Origin of the sequence: Micromonospora sp. LHW51205, from assembly GCF_003315815.1 — a bacterium.
GTDB classification, from domain to species: domain Bacteria; phylum Actinomycetota; class Actinomycetes; order Mycobacteriales; family Micromonosporaceae; genus Micromonospora; species Micromonospora chalcea.
On sequence record NZ_QMEZ01000003.1, the window covers coordinates 181324 to 197642 of the forward strand.

The 16319-nt window shown below is 76.0% G+C and carries 12 protein-coding genes; 3 read left to right on the plus strand and 9 right to left on the minus strand.

The annotated features are described in order from the left end of the window. Window positions 1-18: 18 nt before the first annotated feature. The gene (locus DQE82_RS13140; protein WP_069088570.1) at window positions 19-1023 is read right to left on the minus strand and encodes an alpha-ketoacid dehydrogenase subunit beta; all 1005 of its coding nucleotides are present in this window, start codon (window positions 1021-1023) and stop codon (window positions 19-21) included. Next, window positions 1023-2222 (minus strand): pyruvate dehydrogenase (acetyl-transferring) E1 component subunit alpha, encoded by a 1200-nt coding sequence (gene pdhA, locus DQE82_RS13145; RefSeq protein ID WP_199496010.1) that lies wholly within the window; start codon window positions 2220-2222, stop codon window positions 1023-1025. Before pdhA ends, DQE82_RS13140 begins: the two co-directional genes overlap by 1 nt. A 72-nt stretch (window positions 2223-2294) precedes the next feature. Between pdhA and DQE82_RS13150 the strand changes: the two genes are divergently transcribed. Next, complete coding sequence (locus tag DQE82_RS13150; protein WP_030499924.1) at window positions 2295-2801, plus strand: Lrp/AsnC family transcriptional regulator; 507 nt, start codon at window positions 2295-2297, stop codon at window positions 2799-2801. A gap of 5 nt (window positions 2802-2806) precedes the next feature. Here DQE82_RS13150 and DQE82_RS13155 read toward each other — a convergent pair whose 3' ends face one another. From DQE82_RS13155 to DQE82_RS13185, 7 genes are all read right to left on the minus strand, one after another. Then, complete coding sequence (locus tag DQE82_RS13155; RefSeq protein WP_113972822.1) at window positions 2807-3787, minus strand: DNA polymerase domain-containing protein; 981 nt, start codon at window positions 3785-3787, stop codon at window positions 2807-2809. 34 nt (window positions 3788-3821) lie between these two features. Then, the gene (locus DQE82_RS13160) at window positions 3822-5864 is read right to left on the minus strand and encodes a hypothetical protein (protein ID WP_113972823.1); all 2043 of its coding nucleotides are present in this window, start codon (window positions 5862-5864) and stop codon (window positions 3822-3824) included. A gap of 9 nt (window positions 5865-5873) precedes the next feature. Further along, the gene (locus tag DQE82_RS13165; RefSeq protein WP_113972824.1) at window positions 5874-6986 is read right to left on the minus strand and encodes a VWA domain-containing protein; all 1113 of its coding nucleotides are present in this window, start codon (window positions 6984-6986) and stop codon (window positions 5874-5876) included. Then, the gene (locus DQE82_RS13170) at window positions 6983-9292 is read right to left on the minus strand and encodes a DUF5682 family protein (RefSeq protein WP_113972825.1); all 2310 of its coding nucleotides are present in this window, start codon (window positions 9290-9292) and stop codon (window positions 6983-6985) included. Before DQE82_RS13170 ends, DQE82_RS13165 begins: the two co-directional genes overlap by 4 nt. Next, complete coding sequence (locus DQE82_RS13175; protein WP_113972826.1) at window positions 9289-10419, minus strand: AAA family ATPase; 1131 nt, start codon at window positions 10417-10419, stop codon at window positions 9289-9291. Before DQE82_RS13175 ends, DQE82_RS13170 begins: the two co-directional genes overlap by 4 nt. After that, window positions 10416-14099: a DUF4132 domain-containing protein gene (locus DQE82_RS13180; protein ID WP_113972827.1), complete on the minus strand. Its 3684-nt coding sequence runs from the start codon at window positions 14097-14099 to the stop codon at window positions 10416-10418. Before DQE82_RS13180 ends, DQE82_RS13175 begins: the two co-directional genes overlap by 4 nt. A 67-nt stretch (window positions 14100-14166) precedes the next feature. Continuing rightward, a complete protein-coding gene (locus DQE82_RS13185) occupies window positions 14167-14496 on the minus strand; it encodes a hypothetical protein (protein ID WP_043323668.1) in 330 nt (109 codons plus the stop codon). A gap of 135 nt (window positions 14497-14631) precedes the next feature. Here DQE82_RS13185 and DQE82_RS13190 point away from each other — a divergent pair, with 135 nt between their 5' ends. Both DQE82_RS13190 and DQE82_RS13195 read left to right on the plus strand, forming a co-directional pair. Further along, the gene (locus DQE82_RS13190) at window positions 14632-15363 is read left to right on the plus strand and encodes a histidine phosphatase family protein (RefSeq protein ID WP_043323666.1); all 732 of its coding nucleotides are present in this window, start codon (window positions 14632-14634) and stop codon (window positions 15361-15363) included. Then, window positions 15347-16210, plus strand: a complete 864-nt coding sequence (locus tag DQE82_RS13195) for an NAD(P)H-hydrate dehydratase (protein WP_113972828.1) — start codon at window positions 15347-15349, stop codon at window positions 16208-16210. The genes DQE82_RS13190 and DQE82_RS13195 overlap by 17 nt, the downstream gene beginning before the upstream one ends. The last annotated feature ends 109 nt before the right edge of the window (window positions 16211-16319 follow it).

The window sequence follows — 16319 nt, forward strand, 5'->3', positions numbered from 1 at the left end:
TCCGCTCGGTGCGTTCGGTCATGCCGCCACCCACCTCGTGTCGGGCTGGTCGTCCCACTGCAGGCGGGCCACGGTGTCCAGCACCCGGTCGACCGAGGGCAGGTGGGTGTGCTCCAGCATCGGCGCCGGGTACGGGATGTCCAGCCCGGACACCCGCAGCACCGGCGCGTGCAGCGCATGGAAGCAGCGCTCCTGCACCCGCGCGGCGATCTCCGCGCCGACACCGGCGAAGCCCTGCGCCTCCTGGATCACCACGCACCGGCCGGTACGGCGTACCGAGGCGGTGACCGTGGCGTCGTCGAACGGCACGATGCTGCGCACGTCGACCACCTCCAGGTCCCAGCCCTCCTCGCGGGCGGCCTCGGCGGCGGCCAGCGCCACAGGCACCGCCGGCCCGTACGCGATAAGCGTCGCGTCGGTGCCGGGGCGGCGCACCACGGCGCTGCCGATCGGCGCGGTACGGGCCGGCAGCTCCGCCTCGGCGCTGGTGAAGTAGAGCTTCTTGGGCTCCAGGAACACCACCGGGTCGGGGTCGTCGATGGCGGCGCGCAGCAGCGAGTACGCGTCGTCCACGGTCGCGGGCGTGACCACCTTCAGGCCGGGCGTGTGCGCGTAGTACGCCTCGGACGAGTCGCAGTGGTGCTCCACGCCGCCGATGCCACCGGCGTACGGCACGCGGATGACGATCGGCACGCTCAACGCGCCGCGGGTGCGGTTGCGCAGCTTCGCCACGTGCGAGGCGATCTGCTCGAACGCCGGGTAGGCGAACGCGTCGAACTGCATCTCCACGACCGGCCGCAGCCCGGACATGGCCAGGCCGACCGCGAACCCGACGATGCCGGCCTCGGCGAGCGGGGTGTCGAAGCAGCGCTTGTCGCCGAACCGGGCCTGCAGCCCGTCGGTGATCCGGAAGACGCCGCCGAGCTGGCCGACGTCCTCACCGAAGACGACCACCCGCTCGTCGTCGAGCATCGCGTCGGCGAGCGCCGCGTTGAGCGCCTTCGCCATGGTCATGGTGGCCATCAGGCGTCCCCCTCCGCGTCGGCGGCCAGCTCGGCCCGGACCATCTCGCGCTGCTCGACCAGTTGCGGCGTCGGTTCGGCGTACACGTGGTCGAACAGGCTCAGCGGGTCCACCGTCGGCTGGTCGTCCATCCGGCGGCGCAGCGCGGCGGCGTACTCCTCGGCCTCCTCGGCGATCGCCGCGACGGCGTCGTCGTCGAGGACGCCCTTGGCCCGCAGGTACGCCTCGAGCCGGGCGATCGGGTCGCGGTCGCGCCACGCCTCGACCTCGTCGGCGTCGCGGTAGCGGGTCTGGTCGTCGGCGTTGGTGTGCGGTTCCATCCGGTAGGTGTGGGCCTCGACCAGGTAGGGGCCCTTGCCGGCGCGGGCGTGCGCGACGGCGCGCTCCAGCACCGCGAGCACGGCGACCGGGTCGTTGCCGTCGACCTGCTCGCTGGGTACGCCGTAGCCGACGCCCTTGTACGCCAGGCTCGGCGCGGCGGTCTGCCGGGACAGCGGCACGCTGATGGCGTACTTGTTGTTCTGCACCAGGTAGACGACGGGCGCCTTGAACACGGCGGCGAAGTTGATGCCCTCGTGGAAGTCGCCCTCGCTGGTGGCGCCGTCGCCGATGAACGCCAGCGCCACGGTGTCGCGGCCCTGGTACGACTCGCCGTAGGCCAGCCCGGCGGCGTGCACGCACTGGGTGGCGAGCGGGGTGCACTGCGGGGCGGTGCGGGTGGCGGCCGGGTTGTACCCGCAGTGCCAGTCGCCGCGCAGCAGCGTGAGCACCTCGACCGGGTCGAGGCCGCGCGCGGTCAGCGCCATCGACTCGCGGTACGTGGGGAACACCCAGTCGTCCTCGCGCAGCGCGAGGACGCCGCCGATCTGGCACGCCTCCTGGCCGCGCGCGGACGGGTAGACGGCGAGGCGGCCCTGCTTGGTGAGCGCGGTGGCCTGCACGTCGAAGCGGCGGCCGACGACCATCCGCCGGTACATCTCGCGCAGCGTCTCGACCGGCGGCTCCGGGTAGTCGTCGCGGGCCGGCAGCGGGGTCCCGTCGGGTTCGAGCAGCCGGACCGGTTCCCGCTGCGGCATGAAGCCGGCCGACGGGTCGGGTGCGGCCGGGGTGGTCTTCCGGCGGGTGCGCGGGGATGCCCTGCGGACCGCCTGGGGTGTGGTCGTCACGGCGGGGACCTCCTGGACGTGTGGTGGCCCTATGCTCCCGGTCGTGGATGATTGACTCAACATGCGGGATGAACGCGGGACGAATGGCACGGGAGGGCGGCTGCGGTGAGCCAGGAGACCGGCACCACACCGGGCGCGGCGGGCGGAACGGGACGTTCGGCCGGGCCGTTGGACGAGGTGGATCGGCGGATCCTGCGCGAGCTGGTCCGTGACGCCCGCACGTCCATCCGTACGCTGGCCGAACGGGTGCACGTCTCGCGTACCAACGCGTACGCCCGGGTGGAGCGGCTGCTGCGCGACGGGGTGCTGACCGGGTTCACCGCGCGGGTCGCGCCGGAGCCGGCCGGGCTGGGCACGTCGGCGTACATCGCGCTGACCATCGAGCAGAACACCTGGCGGGAGGTCTCCGCCGAGCTGGCCCGGGTGCGCTACATCGAGCACGCGGCGCTGCTCAGCGGCGAGCACGACGTCCTCGCGCTGGTCCGGGCGCCGGACAACGCGACGTTGCGGGACGTGGTGCTGGACCGGGTGCAGAGCATCGCCGGGGTGCTGTCGACGCGCACCTGGCTGGTGTTCGAGGAGTTCGACGGCACGCAGAGCCCCTGGGACTGACCGCCTCAGCGTTCCGGCGGCGACTCCAGCCCTTCGGCGTCGGCCCGCTCCAGCAGGGGTTCCAGCGAGTACCGCCGCCCGTCCAGCCCGGCGTGCGGGTCGCCGCGGTCGGCGAACCGCGCGGGCATGCTGACCACGTCGAAGTCCTCCGGGCGGGCGTCGTCCAGCTCGGACCACTCCAGCGGCGCCGAGACCAGCGCCGCGGGGGTCGGCCGGATCGAGTACGCCGACGTCATCGTGTGGTCGCGGGCCATCTGGTTGTAGTCGACGAAGACCGGCCGGTCCCGCTGGTCGCGCCACCACGTGGTGGTGACCAGGTCGGGCAGGCGGCGCTGCATCTCCAGGCCCAGCGCGAGCACCGCCCGCCGGCACTCGCCGAAGCTCCAGCGCGGCTCGATCGAGACGTACACGTGGATGCCGCGCCCGCCGGTGGTCTTCGGGAAGCCCTCCAGGCCCAGCTCGGCCAGGTACGCGCGTACCTCGTGCGCCACCGGCACCACCTGCGCGAAGTCGACACCCGGCATCGGGTCGAGGTCGATGCGCAACTGGTCGGGGCGTTCCACGTCGCCCTTCGACACCGGCCACGGGTGGAACCGCAGCGTGCCCAGGTTGGCCGCCCAGATCACCACGGCCAGCTCGCTCGGCGCCACCTCGTCGGCGGTACGGCCGCTGGGGAACGTGATGTGCGCGGTGCGCACCCAGTCGGGCGCGCCGGCCGGGAGCCGCTTCTGGTAGAACGCGTCGCCCTTGTTGGTCTGCCGGGTGGCCACCTTTGCGCCCTCGAACACGCCGCGCGGCCAGCGTTCCAGCATGGTCGGCCGGTCCCGCAGCGCGCGCAGGATGCCGTCGCCGACGGACAGGAAGTAGTTGACCACGTCCAGCTTGGTCAGCCCGCGCTCCGGGAAGTAGGGCTTGTCGGGGCTGGAGACGCGGACCAGCCGCTCCCCCACCTGGATCTCCTGCGCCGCCGTGGTCGCCACCGTCACACCGTAGCGATCCGGCCCGGCCGTGGGGACCGGCTCACCGGGACTCCCCGGTGACCGACAGCCGGATCCAGGCGTCCACCCAGGCCCGTACCGCCGGTTCGCCGGGGTCGGCGCCGAGCGCGCCGGCCAGGCCGGACACTGTCGCGCCGCAGCGGTCCAGGCCGACCGCGGCGAGCCCGGCCGCCGTCGCGCGCAACCGCTCCGGGAAGGCGGCCGGCAGGTGCCGCAGGCCGGTGTGCGCGGCCTGCGCGAGCAGCGCCGCCGCCGCACCCAGCGCCGCGGCGACCGGGTCGGGCCGGGCGTCGACCGCGCCGGCCAGCCGCCCGTCACCCACCCCAGGCGCCAGATCGGGTACGACCACAGTGTCGGCGACCACCGCCAGCGGCTCGACGACGAGTCCGTCGGCGCCCCGGCGGACTGTCCCGCTGACGTAGCGCGGCGGCCCGTGTGTGCCGTCCAGTGCCGCCGCGAGCGCGTCGAGTGCACCCGGGGCGGCGGCGTGGTGAGTGGCGGTGACGGTCGCCGTGCCGCCGTCGGCCCCGGTCACCGTGGCGTGCAGGCGCTGTTCGCCGGCCGCGTACCCGATGGCGCGGACCTCGCCGAGCGCGAGCACCCGCACCGACTCGGCGGCGGTCCGGGGGCGCAGCAACCGGGGCGGCCGTCCGGCCAGCTCGGCGGCGAGCGCGTCCGGGTCGCGGGCGAGCAGGCCCGGCGGCAGACCGGACCAGTCTCCCGCGCCGGGCGTGACAGTGGTGCGGGCCAGCCGGCCGGCGGCGAACCGGAGCTGGTGCGCGGCGCTGCGCACCGCCGACTCGGAGACCACGTTGCCGCCGGCGAGCGCGCCCAGCGTGGCGCCGGTGATCCGCCGCCCGGCCAGCTCGCGCCCGGTGGGCGGGTCGTCGCCGGTGACCGGGTAGGCGCGGCGCAGCACCAGCACCGAGACGGCGGCCGGGTGGGCGAGCACCACGTCCACGCCCACCTCGCCGCCGCTGGACCGGACCCGGGCGCCGAGGCCGGTCAGCCGTACCCGCCGCAGCGGCGTCTCCGCCGGTTCGTGGGTGCCGAGTACCCGCTCCGGCGGGGTGGCCCCGGCGTTGACCACCGCGCGCCGCCGCGCGGGCAGCACGGCGAGCAGGTCGGCGAGGGTCTCCGGCCGGTACCGGGCGCCGCGCGCGGCGTACGCTTCCAGTTGCCCGGCCAGGTCCTCCACCGCCAGCAGCGGCCAGCGCAGACCGGCCGCGTCGAGGTCCCGCCGGGCCGCCGCGAGCCGGGCGTCCACGCCGGAGCCCAGGTGCGCGACGCCGGTCAGCAGCACGTCGGCGGCCAGCGCCACCGCCGCGTCCAGCGCCGGGTGATCCGTCACGGTGGCCGGTCCGCCGACGCGTACCTGCGCCTCGGGACGGTCCGGGTGTTCCCGGTCGGCCGCCCGGCACGCCCACACGGCGAGCGCGATCGACTCTCCGCCGTCGTCGGCGGCGTCGCCGCGCGCGTACCCGATCTGGCGGGGCACGAGGAACCGGACCGTGCCGGTGGGCAGCTCCACGCGCGGGACCGGGTCGGCGGCGTCCGGCCGGTGGACCACGGCGGTGTAGCCGCGGCGCAGCCGTCGCTTCGCGGCGGCGAGCGCCGGGGCGCCGATCGCGGCGGCCAGTTCCTCGTCGGTGACGTCGCCCGGCGACCACCGCCACGGTTCGCCGCCGGAGCCGGCGTCCTCCCGGCCCGGCGCGGTATCCGTGTCCGGGGCGGCCTCCCCGTCCGGCGCGGCCTCCCCGTCCGGCGCGGCCTCGCGTGCCGGGGCGTCGGCGTGCGTGCGCTGGTAGGTCAGCACGACGGTGAGCAGGTGCCGGCACACGCCGGGCGCCGGGCAGGAGCAGATCCCGGCCGCGAGGCCGCCACCCACGGGCAGCGTCACCGTCACCCCGTCCGGGTACGCGGCGCGCACCGCGCCGTCGGCGTCCTCGGTAAGCACCGGCCGCTCACCGGCGTCGACCTCCCTGGTGGCGCGCTTCACCAGGCCCCTGTTGCTCAGCGCGGCCAGCACGTCCGGGGTGAGCGCGATCAGGTCGTCACGGGTCATCTGGTCCCCCTACCGGCCCACGTGCTCGGCCACGAACGCGGCCAGCTCGCCCGGCGTCATCGCGCCCACCGCGGCGCCCACGTCGGCCAGCCGCTGGGCGGTGGCCCGGTCGTACGCCGGGTCGGCCTCCTCGTCCAGCGCGGCGAGCGCCAGCACGTGCGTGCCCTGCTCCACCAGCTGCTGCACCGACCGGACCAGACGTCCGGCGTTCCCGCCCTCGTAGAAGTCGGACACCAGCGCGACGATGGCCCGGCGCGGGTTCTCCACGAGCTGCGCGCCGTACGCGACCGCGCGGGCGATGTCGGTGCCGCCGCCGAGCTGCACCTTCATCAGCAGCTCGACCGGGTCGTCGACGTCGGAGGTCAGGTCCACCACGTCGGTGTCGAAGGCGACCAGGTGGGTGCGTACGCCCGGCAGCCCCCACAGGCAGGCGGCGGTCACCGCGGCGTGGATCACCGAGCCGAGCATCGAACCGGACTGGTCCACCAGCAGGATCACCTGCCAGCGGTCCAGGTGGCGGCGGGTACGGGAGAAGAAGTGCGGCTGCCGTACGTGCAGCCGGCGCTCGTCCGGCCGCCAGTGCGCCAGGTTCGCCCGGATGGTGCGCCGGACGTCGAAGTTGCGGGCCTGCCGGAACCGGCTGGGTCGTCGCGCCCGAGGCCCGGAGAACGACTGCCGCACCTCGGCGGCCAGCCGCTCGACCAGTTGCCGCACCACCGCCTCGACCAGCTTGCGGGCCAGGCGCAGCACCTCCGGGTCCATCAGGTGCTTGGTGCGCAGCACCGCGCGCAGCAGCGCCGGGTTCGGCTCGACCCGGGCCAGCACCGCCGGGTCGGTGACGACCTCGTGGATGCCGTACCGCTCGACCGCGTCGCGTTCCAGCCGCTGCACCGTCTCCTTCGGGAACAGCCGGGTGATCCCGTCCAGCCAGTCCACAGTGGTCAGCGCGGACGGGCCGGACCCACCGCGCCGCACGTCGCGGCGGCCGAGGTCGGCGTCGCGGCCGTAGAGCCAGTCCAGCGCCGCGTCCCGGCCGGCCGCCTCCGCCGACAGACCGCCCAGGCTGTCCTGCGCGGCGTCGCCGAGCACCAGCCGCCAGCGTTCCCGCATCGGGTCCGTCACGCCCGCTCCCCCTCCCACAGCCCTTCCCGGGTCAGCACCGCGTCGACCCGCTCCTCCACCGCGCGGGCGGCGGCCACCAGCAGCGGGTCGGCGTCCAGCCGCAGCAGGTCACCGGGCGGCGCGTCGCCGCCGTGCAGCGCCTGCACGTGCCGGGCCACCTCCGCCCGCTCCCGCGGCGGGAACCAGCCGAACGCCTGCCGCAGCGCGGGCAACGCCACCAGGAAGTCGTGCGCGCCCATCCCGGCCAGCAGCTCGTCGACGACCGTGAGCAGCGCGGCGTCGCCGGCCACCACCTCCTCGCGGGCCAGCGCGAACAACCCGGACAGCCAGTCACCGAGCGTGTCCGGGGCGGCCACGGCCCGGACCGCGCGGGCGGCGTCCGGCACGTCGCCCAGCGACCAGGCCAGGCCCAGCGCCGCGCCGCGCAGGTCCGGCGGGGCCGCCGCGTCGGCGGCGACCCGCCCGGCCACCGCGAGCGCGCCGTCGCGGTCGAGCCCGAGCGCGGGACCGGCGTGGCGGATCGCGTCCCGGACCGCGACGAGCGCGGCCAGCCGTCCCGGGTCGGCCGGCGCGGCCGTGGCCCGCACGCCCTCGACGAGCCAGAGCGCCCGGCGTACGGCGGCGGTGATCAGCGCGCCCAGCGGTGCGGTTCCGGCGCTGCCGAGGAGCCGGTCGTGCCGCCACAGCGCCAGCGCGACGGCGAGCGCCCGGCCCAGCGCCCGCAGGTCGGTGACCGTGCCGGTGGCGCGGGTGATCGCGGTGAGCGTGCGGGTGGAGTGCTCGGGCAGCCCGGCCAGCGCGGTGTCGAACAGCGTCGTGGCGAGCGCGTCGACGTCGGCGCCGAGCAGCGTCACCCGCTCCTCGATCCGGGCGGTGACCGCGTCGGTGACGGTCGGCCCGTACCCACCGGCCTCGATCATGCGGGCGAGCCGGTCCGCCGACGGCGCGGGCGTCCAGCGTTCGGTGAGCAGCGCGTCCGCGCCCACCCGGGGGCCGCTCTCGCGGCTGTGACCGGGTACGTCGAGCAGCCGCAGCCGGTGCAGCAGGCGGCTGCGGGCCAGGTCGCCGGAGACTGTCAGGTCCAGCTCGACCGTCTCCTGCGGATCGATCCGGTGCCGTGCCAGCTCGGCGTCGACGTCGTGCACGAGCGGCGGAAGTGGCGTGTCCGGGTGCAGGCGGCCGACCTGGTCGCCGCTGAGCGCTGCGACCATCTCCACCACCACCGGGTGCGCGCCGGGCGCGAGGGTGCCCCGGGTCGCCCACGGCAGCGGCTGGTCGAGCGCGTCGGTGACCAGCGCGGACACCAGAGCGTCGAGCACGTCGACCCGGCCCGGGTGGGCGTGGCCGCGCAGCCGGGCCAGGCCGCCGGCCATGGTCCGGGCGGCGATCAGGTCGGCGGTGGAGACGGGCTGCCGCCGGGCACGCAGCCGGGCCGCCACCGCCTCGGTGAGCGCCTCCGCGGCCCGGCGCGGCCCGTCCTCCCAGACCCGCTGGTAGTACGCCGGGGACGGCATCCCGGACTGGTAGCCGACGAACGCGTCGAGGCGCCGGAACGAGTACGGCACGAGGTAGCTGCCCGCCACCGCGTCCGGAGCCGGGGCGGGCACCTCCGGCCAGTCCTCGTCCTCCGGTCCGTCGTCCCCCGCCCCGGCGGTGAGCCGGACCAGGGCGGGACGGTGGAAGCCACCGGTCACCACCAGCACCGGGCGGCCGGCGGCCCGGCGGCGGGCGGCGCGTACCCAGCGGGCCATGTACGCCTCCCGGGCCGTGTCGTCCGCCCCGGCCGCCGACTCGCCGCGCAGCACGTCGAAGTACGTGTCGAGGCGCTCGGCCAGCCCGTCGTCCGGGCCGATCTCGAACAGGTGGTCCCAGAGCGCGTCCACGTTGTCCACGGCGAGGGTGGCGCAGAGCCGGCGCACCGCCTCGGCGTACCGCTGGTCGGCGTCGGCGTACCGGTTGGCGCGGCCGGACAGCGCGGGATGCCACGCGGGCAGGTCGATGAAGCGCAGCTGCGCGCCCACCTCACGTCCGGCGGTCAGCGCCACCCACTCCGGCGAGTACGCGCAGAACGGGCTCCAGGAGGCGTGCCGCCGGTTGCCGTCGCGGTGCGCGGTGAACACGGCGATCGGCAGCTCGTGGTCTCCCAGCAACTCGTCCATCCGCCCGTTCAGGTCCGCCGGCCCCTCCACCAGCACGTACGCCGGGCGCAGCCGCGCCACCGTGGCCGCGACCAGCCGGGCGCAGGCCGGGCTGTGGTGGCGCACGCCGAGGAAGGTGACGCCGCCGGGCGCCTCGACGGTGCTCACCCGGGCAGCAGGTGCCGGGCGTCGTGCACCGCCCGCCACTGCGCGCCGGAGCGGCGGGACACCTGCTGTTCCAGGTAGCGGCGCAGCCGGGCCAGGTCCTCCGCGTCGTCCTTCGCGGCGGTGCCGGCCAGGCAGGCGACCAGGTCGGCGGCGTCGCCGGGCTCGCCGCGCAGGAACCAGCCGCGCAGCCCGACCGCGTGCGCCACCGACACCGCCTCGGCGGTGCTCATCACCGCCGACAGCCGCTCCATCGCGTCGCCGCGTTCGGTGATCCCGGTCCGCAGCTCCCGGAACGTGGTGACCAGCACCTCCAGCAGGTCCCGGCGGGACGGCGCGGTCACGCCGGAGCGGCGCAGCAACTCGCCCGCCTCGGCCTCCACCAGTTCCAGCTCGGTGCCGAGGTCGGGGATCGGGAAGACGGTCTCGAAGTTGAACCGCCGCTTCAGCGCGGCGCTCATCTCGTTGACGCCCCGGTCCCGGGTGTTCGCGGTGGCGATCACGTTGAAGCCCTCGCGGGCGAACACCATGGCGTCGGCGCCGGGCAGCTCCGGAATGGCGAGCACGCGGTCCGACAGCGGGGAGAGCAGGCAGTCCTGCACCTCCAGCGGGCAGCGGGTGATCTCCTCGAAGCGGACCACCCGCCCCTCGGCCATGCCGCGCAGCAGCGGCGCCGGCACCAGCGCGCGCGGCGACGGGCCGTCGGCGACCAGCAGCGCGTAGTTCCACGAGTAGCGGATCTGGTCCTCGGTGGTGGCCGCGCCGCCCTGGATGGTGAGCGTGGAGTCGCCGCTGACCGCGGCCGCGAGCAGCTCCGACAGCAGCGACTTGGCGGTGCCGGGCTCGCCGACGAGCATCAGCCCGCGGCTGGTCGCCAGCGCCACCAGCGCCCTGTCGATCAGCGACGGGTCGCCGACGAACTTGCGCCGGATCCCGGCCGCCGGGTCACCGAGGATGAACCGGCGCGCGGCGCGCAGGCTCAGCCGCCAGCCCGGCGGGCGCGGGTCACTGTCGTTCGCGGCCAGCGCGGTCAGCTCGTCGGCGTACCGCACCTCGGCCGGAGGCCGCTGGGCCCGCTCGACGGCCGGAGGCCGCTGCGCTCGCTCGGCGGTCGGGTCGAGCGCGGTCACCGGGTCACCTCCGCCAGGTCGCGCAGCACCTCGGAGACGGTGACGTCGTCCAGGTCGCCGAGGCGGACCTTGCCGTCGCGCTGGAACCAGCCGCCGTACGGCACGTCGTTGACCCAGATCGCCTCGATCTTCTGGTCGGGGAACATGTCGACGATCCCGACCGCGATGCCGGGGTCGAGGTCGATCACCACCGCCCCGCCGCCGGGGACCTCGCGTTCCAGCCAGCTCTGGATGCCGGCGTCCTGCGGGTCGCCGCGCCGCCAGCCTCGCCGCTCCAGGCTGAGCAGCCGCCCCGCCGGGACCGTGACGCCCGCGTGCCGCCGCAGCAGCTTCTCCGCGCGCTCGGCCTCGTCCAGCCGGTGCACGTCGCGGCCGAGCTGCGGGAACGGCTGGAGGATCTCGTAGTCGGCGAAGACCTCCGCCCAGGCCGGCACCGCCGTGCCGAGGCGCAGCGGGTGCGCGATGGTGACGGTGGCGTCATCCGGCAGCGCGTACGTCTCGTCGTCGGCGTCGGCGAGCGTGCGGTCCTCGGCGACCCGGAACGCGGCGACCACCTGACCGGCGTCGTCCACAGTGGCCCAGACCAGCCGGCGCACGACGTGCCAGAGCAGCGGGTGGGACAGGAAGTAGCGGCGGAAGTCCGTGGCCGGCCAGCGCCGCCCGGTCACCATTGCCGACTCGAAGCGGCGGATCTGATCGGCGGCGAGGGTGCGCACGTCCTTCTTCAGGCCGGCGAAACGCTTGTGCGCGGCGGGCGCGAGCGTGGCGTCGTCCCGGGCGCCGGGCTTGGGCAGGTCCTTGCGGCGGGCGCCGGCGCCGTCCACCACGTACGGCTTGAGCTGCTCGTCGAAGCCCACGGTGAACCGGCGCGGCCCGTAGTCGAGGACCAGACTGCCGTCGGCGTCCAGCCCGAGGTCGGGCACCAGCCGGTCGCCGAGCTGCTCGGGCGTCAGCCCCAGCCCGTCGGCGACCTCGGTGACCTTGCGGGCCGCCTGCTCCCGCAGGCCGCGGAACTTCACCTTCTGCGAGATGCCGTACAGGTGCATCAGCGCCACGTCGGTGCCGATCTGCGCCAGCACCTCCAGGCCGGTCACCGCCCGGGCGTGCTGGCTCTCGCCCGGCCAGGCCCGGACCAACGGCGCGAGCCGCCGCGCGGTCGAGTCGTCGCCGAGCAGCCCCAGCGCGGTGAACGCCCAGCCGTCCCTCGACGGCGCGCCGGCGGCCTGCCAGCTCTCGAACAGCGCCCAGCCGAACTCCGCCAGGGAGTCGCTGTCGCACGCCGCGCGGACGATCTCCACCCCCGGGTACGGCTCGCCGGGCGCGGAGATGGCGAGCATCGTGCAGAGGTGGCGTACCGCCTCGGCGGGCAGCGCCGCCGAACGGTCCCGCAGCAGCACCTGCGGCAGCACCGCCGGGTCCAGCCACGCCGGCAGGCTCGGCATCCGGGCCGGGAGCTGCGCCAGCGGGTCCGCGTCGAGCATCGCCGTGGCGGCGGCGAGCGCCTCCTCGCCGTGCTCGCGGGCCACGCCGAGGAGCGTGTCGCGGTGTTCGGCGGCGACCAGGCGCAGCGCCCGCTCGGCGGCCCGGCGGCGCGGGCCGGGCGCGCCCAGGGCAGCCGGCAGCAGCGCCCGCACGGCGTACTCCGGGTGCCGCCGCAGCCAGGCCCGGGCGACCGGGCGGGCCGTCTTGAGCCGGTCGAGCCAGTCGGCCATCAGGTCGGCGACCTCGCCGTCGGCGTACGGCAGCAGCACCTCGCCGACACTCTTCGGCGCGGTACGGGCCAGGTGCAGCGCGGTGGGCAGCGCGTCCAGCTCGTAGCGCCCGGCGAGGCGGGACATCCACTCGTCGGCGCCCCAGGACTCGGTGGGCCGCCAGGCCGGCAGCAGCGGCCGGGCCAGTTCCTCGGTGGCCCGGACGAAGAAGTGGATCGCCGCTGACGATCCGGCTCGCCCGGCGGCGACCTCGGCGGCCAGCACGGTCAGGTCGTCACCCCGCCACCAGCCGGACCAGCGGGGCACCACCGCGGCCCACCGCTCCCGCTCGCCCGGCAGCCAGGCCGTGGCGGACCCGGCGGGACGGGCCAGCCCGTCCACCACCGGCGGGGCGGAACGTGGGCGGCGGACCGACCAGGGCGGGGACACCAGCACCGGTGGCAGCCGGTCCGGCCCGGCGGCCGGCAGCGTGGAGGCGTCGTCGTGGATCCGCTCGATCCGCTCCCGCTGTGCCGGGGCCAGCGTCGGCAGCGCCGCCTCGACAGCGGCCGGGTTGGCCAGCACGTGGGCGCGCAGCAACGTGGCTGCCTCCCGCGCAGCCGGGCTGCGCCCCTCGGCGGCGGCGGACAGCAGGCGCACGCCGCGCACCGGGAAGCGGCGCAGCATCTGCGTCACCGCGGGCGGCACGTACCTACGGTCCAGCCGGTCGAGCAGCGCCGCCATCGGCTCGTCGCCGGGCAGGGCCGCCAGCAGCGACGCCAGCCGCTGCCGCGCGTCCGCGCCGGCGTGCTCGTGGTCGAACCATTCGGTCAGCAGCGGCGCGATCGGCGACCCGACCGCCGCGGTGGCGGTGACGATCGGCGCCTGGTCGTACATCAGCCGGTAGACCGCCAGGTGCCCGCTGAGGGCGTGGATCGCGTCCACCTCGTCGACCGCGCCGAGCAGCAGCTCGGCGAGCAGCGGGCCCCCGTCGCGCGCCACGTCGGCGGCGTCCCGGGCCACCCACTCCCGCTCGGTGGGCAGCAGGAACGAGGTGACCACCCGCGTCGCCAACGGCCCGGACCGGTACGGGACCAGCGCGGCGCGGGCCGCGGCGTAGTCGTCGTCGCCGGCCGCCGCGAGATGGGCGCGGACCCGGCGCAGCACGGACTGGCGCAGCCGCCAGTGGCCGTAGTTCTGCGACTTCTCCGCCCTGATGCGGTTCAGCGGCAGCGGGGACATCGACCCGGCGGCAGCCACGGTGATCTGCTCGGTCGCGGCGACGGCCGCACCGGCCGGACCGAGATCGGCGGCCAGCAGGTCGCCGAGGGCCAGCCCTTGCTGGTCGCGCCCGTGATAGCCGAGCGCCATGGCCACCGCCGCCACCAGCGCGGCACCGCCCAGCGGACCGGGCTCGCCGTCGAGGTAGCCGCGCAGCGCCGGACCCAGCTCCGGGTCGGTGGTGGCAAGGGCGATGGCGGCGACCTGGTCGGCCACCGAGTCCAGCACCTTCCGCCCGGCGGCCCGCCCCTTCGCGGCGCTGGGCAGGGTCGGGCCCGGTGCGCCGCCCCGGCGCGGGGCCAGCATCCGTCGCCAGCCGGCCGGGACCTCGAACGCGTCCTCGTCCGGCAGGTCGCCGGCGGGCGACGCGGCCGACGGCGTCCCGGCCCGGTCGCTGCCGGCCGAACCAGCGCCGGCCGGATCGGCGACGGTCGCTTCCGGTTCGTGGCTCGGCCCGGCCGGCCCGACGGCCGGCGCGCCGGTGTGCCCGGCGGAGGGTGCGGCGGTCGCCTCGGCGTACCCCTTGCGTAGTTTCTCCGCGATCAGCCGGTCGGCGTGCGCGGCGGCCTCGGCCGGCGAACCCAGCTCCTTGACCTGGGTGCGGCCCTGCGCGCCGAGGGATCCATAGCGGACCGTCACCGTCGCGTCGCGCTGCCCGACCTCCCAGAACTTGGCCGAACCGCCGCCCACGAACTCGAATCTGCGCACACCGTCTCCTTGATCGCCCGCAGTGTGCGGGGACCATAACCGGCGGCACCGACAGCGTGAGAACCGCTCAGGTGATCAGCAGCGCCCCGACGACGATCAGCGGCACCGAGACGAACAGGAAGATGCCGACGCCGGTGAGCACCCGCCCGCCGCCGCCGTCCTCCCGCTCCGGCGCGAGGCCGAACGCCGACCGGGCCGGCAGCATGCCGATGCGGCTCAACGTGAGGTCACCGGTCATCCCGATCACGGCGCCGACGATCATGAACGCGACGCCGAGCCGGTGCGTGAAGTCGCCGCCGCCGACGGCCACCCAGATGCCGACCGCCGCCGCGATCACCAGGACCGCGATCAGGAAGAGCACCAGCGCCTCCCGCAGCCCCCGCACCACAGTCGCCATGTGCGCCTCCCTCGTACCCGGGCCGTCCGTCCCGCGTCGTGGGACATTGTGCCGGGTCGATGCACGGCCGCGCAGTCCCGCGCCGGGCCGGTCCGGCACGGTTATCCCCGGTCGGGCCCGGGTACCGGGAGCCGCATGGCGGAGTTGGCATCGCTCTGGATCGTCCGGCACGGCGAGAGCACGGCGAACGTCGCGGCCACGGCGGCCGAGACGTCCGGCGCCGAGCTGATCGACCTCAGCCACCGGGACGCGGACGTGCCGCTGTCGCCCACCGGCGAGGAGCAGGCGCGGGCGACCGGCCGGTGGCTGGCCGGGCTGCCGGACTCGCAACGGCCGGACGTCGCGGTGGTGTCGCCGTACCTGCGGGCGGTGCGCACGGCCGAGCTGGCGCTGCACGGCACCGGGATCCCGGCCAGCGTCGACGAGCGGCTGCGCGACCGGGAGCTGGGCGTCCTCGACGGGCTCACCGGCCACGGCGTGAACCGGCGCTACCCGGAGGAGGCGCGGCGGCGCACCCGGCTCGGCAAGTTCTACTACCGCCCGCCCGGCGGCGAGTCCTGGACCGACGTGGCGCTGCGGCTGCGGGCGCTGCTCGGCGACCTGCGCCGCGACCACGAGGGGGGCCGGGTACTGCTGTTCGGCCACGACGCGCTGGTCTTCCTGCTGCGCTACCTGGTGGAGGGGCTCACCGAGGCCGAGCTGATGGCGCTGACCCGCGAGCACGTAATCGCCAACTGCTCGGTCACCGGCTGGCACGCCGACGACACCGGCCGGCTCGTGCCGGACGTGTTCAACGACGTCGCCCACCTGCACCGGCAGGGGGCGACGCCCACCAGGGAGGACGAGGTCAATGCCGAGCCGGTCTGACGTGATCACCCCCGCGCTGCTGCGGGACTGGGCGCTGCCGGTGCCCACCGGCGGCAAGGAGGCGCGCGGCACCGTGCTGGTGGTCGGCGGCTCCCGGTTCACCCCCGGCGCGGTGCTGCTCGCCGGGGTGGCCGCGCTGCGCGCCGGGGCCGGCGTGCTCCAGCTCGCCGCGGCCGAGTCGACGGCGGCGTCGCTGAGCATCCAGGTGCCGGAGGCGCTCGTGGTCGGCCTGCCGGAGACCGGTGACGGCGCGGTCCGCGGCGACCCGGGCGACCTGCTCCACGGCCTGGTCGCCGAGGCCGACGTGGTGGCGGTCGGACCCGGCCTGACCGACATCGAGACCACCGGGGAGCTGCTGCGCCTGGTCCTGGACGCGGCCGGCCGGGAGACCGCGCTGGTGCTCGACGCGTACGCGCTGGGCGCGCTCAGCCACGCCCCGGACCTGCTGGTCGGCTCCGGCCGCAAGGTGGTGCTCACCCCCAACCTGACCGAGGCGAAGCACCTGCTGGGCCGCGATCCGGGCGACGACCTGGACGCCGAGGCGGTGGAACTGGCCGGCCGGTACGACGCGGTCGTCTCGCTGTACGGGCACATCGCGACGCCGGACGGCCGGGCCTGGCGGGAGGAGAGCGGTGACGCCGGGCTGGGCACCTCGGGCAGCGGCGACGTGCGCTCCGGGCTGCTCGCGGGTCTGCTCTCCCGGGGCGCCGACCCGGCGCAGGCCGCCTGCTGGGCGGCGTTCGCGCACGCGGTGAGCGGGCAGCGGCTGGTCCCCCGGTACGGGCGGATCGGCTTCCTCGCCCGGGAACTGCTCGACGAGATCCCGTACACGATCGCCACGGTCTGACGATCCACAGCTCGGCGGGGTGAGGCGTGTAACACCCCGCCGTCGGTGGGCGCTGTTGCGGCGAGGCGTGCAGCCTGCGCGTCTCCACCGGGCCGTACCCCCGTCCAGG